The organism is Coprococcus sp. AF16-22, from assembly GCF_003461545.1.
Lineage (GTDB): Bacteria > Bacillota > Clostridia > Lachnospirales > Lachnospiraceae > Coprococcus > Coprococcus aceti.
Map to the genome: position 1 here is coordinate 1 of NZ_QTXH01000028.1, position 2,244 is coordinate 2,244.

Sequence of the window (2,244 nt, forward strand, 5' to 3'; positions counted from 1 at the left end):
TACAAATACGAATTTGAGGCTTGTGAATCATAAATATATATCCACAACAAATACATCATGCAATATACCGTCTATGCGATACCTTTACATTATTTTGATTAACTATCGCGTACTGCATAGTCGTATCTATCTGTGAGTGTCCCAATATCTTCTGCACCTGCTCTATCGGCATTCCTTTATCGATAGCTCTGGTTGCCATTGTTCTTCTAAATTTATGTGGATGTATTTTGTCTATATTCAATTTTCTTCCCAGTTCTCTAACTCTTATCTCAACTCCACTTATCTTTAATCTTGCATGCGGCGCATCAAGAGTGACAAATAAAGCTGGATTATCATCCGTCCTGCTCTCTATATATTCTTGCAAATGCAGCTTTGCCTTTGCATCGAAATAAACTCTTCTTTCTTTATCACCTTTACCGAATACTATGCATTCCCGTTCTTCAAAATCAATATCCGATATATTTAAACCTACCAGCTCGCCTACTCGTATACCAGTCGAATACAAAAGGTCAATCATGGCAAGATCCCTGACGCACGTACAATTATCACGAAGTTTTTCAATCATTTCATCAGTTATAGTTTCTTTAACCGGCTGTTTCGTCTTAATTTTATGTATTCGTCTCATAGGACTTTTCAATATGTAGTCCTCTTCTTCAAGCCAGCTAAAAAAGCTCGACATATTTCTCCGGACATTGTCTACAGTTACTTTGCTGCAATTATTAACCTTCTGATAATCAACAAGATACCCTCTTATCTCGTCAGTTGTTATCTTTCTGATAGGCGTTTCAATACTACCAAGCATATGTTCAATAGTAACACGATAATACTGTAAAGTTCTTTCAGAACATCCCTCAATCTGCTTTGCGTCAATAAACATTTTCAAATATTCTACATTAGGAATTTCTTCTGTCTTTGCTTCGTTTTCTGCCAAATGTTTAAGTAACGTCTCCTGTAATTTCTTCATCTGAGATATATTCAGATAATCTGCCATCTCGTTAAGTATCTTGACTAATTTTTCTTCCATGTTCGTATTCTCCTTCCAGATTCTACCAACATCCTTCACCAGTCAAACCTTATTTAATTCTTATTTCTATACTTTAAGAAACATATGCTATAAATTATTATCCAAAATATTTCTGCATTAAACTATCAAACAATATCTGTGCCTCATCAAGAGCCTTTTGCACAACAACTTTTGATTTGTCGACATGTTTGATAAAGTCTACAAATTGTTCTTGCAACTCAATTGGCGGAACTGTCACATCTAACATTTTCATTTTAGCACCGGTCAAATGAGATATTGTCGCCTTAGCTCCTTCAATAGCAGCAAAACCACCATTCTCACAATTATACTTAAACCACCATGACAAATAATCTGGTAAAATTATGTTTTGGTTGCATCTCACCCTATGAAGTGCCTTTTGAAAATAACATTTCTTAACCTGATTATGCCAAACTGCACATCTACCGATCTCTCCACCTTCACAGACAAGTAAATCTCCATCCTCAAGACAAAATTCTTCACGATCTTTTTCATTAAAATCCATTTCATTCAAATTACCTAATTCAAATCTAAACCATTGAACATTGAAATTAGCTAAATAAGGATATTTACATGTACCTATCTGATGTTTAGCATCGAGCATTTTACCTAATCTTGAAGTAGTAATATCAGAAAACTGCTTACATTCCCATTTTCTATCATTATGAATAACATCACCAAACATCTCCACAAATCGGGCTTTGATAAGTCCATCTAAAAAAGCCATTTGAGTATTTCTCATATCTAAACATTTTTTTGAAGACTTTAAAATTTTAACTATTTTTTTCTGTTTCTCAATTGATGGTAACTCAATTACTGCATCACTAAGATTACATATCTTTATATATTTTATAACCCCTCCTATAGCTTGTTTCCTTAATTCCTCAATATATGTTTCTAAAAAATAATACAAATATGGCAAATATAATTTTTCGACATTGTTATTCTCTATTATATAGGTTCGCTGATAAGCATCAAATTTTCCGTTGTAATACTTAACATTTAAATCGCCATTTCCAGCAACTAATACACACTCACAATCATATGAATATGTTGATATTCTTAAAGGCTCTTTTGAACAAGTAAAAAACGGATATTGACCATCCATTGAAGCTGCATTGGCATCAAGCTTACCCGTTCGTATTTTCGTCAAATCACCTATCCTAACTTTCATCTTCCATTGATCTACAAATACGAATTTG

The 2,244-nt window shown here is 33.5% G+C and carries 2 protein-coding genes; both read right to left on the reverse strand.

Annotated elements, in window-relative coordinates; all coding sequences use genetic code 11:
• Positions 1–55 precede the first annotated feature (55 nt).
• Positions 56–1,024, reverse strand: a complete 969-nt coding sequence (gene xerA / locus DWW60_RS13325) for a site-specific tyrosine recombinase/integron integrase (RefSeq protein WP_055222503.1) — start codon at positions 1,022–1,024, stop codon at positions 56–58.
• 97 nt (positions 1,025–1,121) lie between these two features.
• The coding region (locus DWW60_RS13330) for a restriction endonuclease subunit S (protein WP_147341865.1) at positions 1,122–2,244 on the reverse strand (1,123 nt) is incomplete at its 5' end.